At 38.4% G+C, this 606-nt stretch carries 1 protein-coding gene; it reads left to right on the forward strand.

Translation table 11 applies throughout. The features are described 5' to 3' along the window. Positions 1-530: IS200/IS605 family accessory protein TnpB-related protein (locus HMPREF0083_RS17540; RefSeq protein ID WP_021622972.1), on the forward strand; the 530-nt coding region annotated here is incomplete at its 5' end. Positions 531-606: the final 76 nt, after the last annotated feature.

The raw sequence follows: 606 nt of genomic DNA on the forward strand, positions 1-606 counted from the left end.
AACAAGGCATGAAATACACAAAACGCATAGATGCTATCACTCTCAAAAGAAACAACCAGGTAAACGACTATATCAAAAAGTGCGCAAGAATCATCATGAATCATTGCCTTGAAAACAAGATCGGTCATCTTGTTATAGGCTACAATGAAGATTTTAAGCGAAATATCAATATGGGCAAAAAGAACAATCAGCAATTTACACAGATTCCATTTGGAAACTTGCGAGAACAACTATCCAATCTTTGCGAACACTATGGAATTTCTTACAAAGAACAAGAAGAATCCTATACAAGCAAAGCATCATTTTTTGACAATGATGTATTGCCAAAATGGAATCCAACAGATGAAACGAAGCACTCTTTTAGCGGTAAACGGATCAAACGTGGTCTATATCGAACATCTGCTGGATATGAATTGAATGCTGATATTAATGGTGCATTGAATATTTTGCGTAAAAGTAACTTGCTGGATTGTACAATCCTACAAGCTAGAGGGCGATTGGCTCGCCCGCTAAGAATAAGGGTCATTTGACCAAACTTCTTGTAAAGAATCCCACTCGTACGCTGCAAGGTGTAGAGCTTGCCCCTTTAGGGGTGGGAGAAGTCAA

The organism is Aneurinibacillus aneurinilyticus ATCC 12856, assembly GCF_000466385.1.
GTDB lineage: Bacteria > Bacillota > Bacilli > Aneurinibacillales > Aneurinibacillaceae > Aneurinibacillus > Aneurinibacillus aneurinilyticus.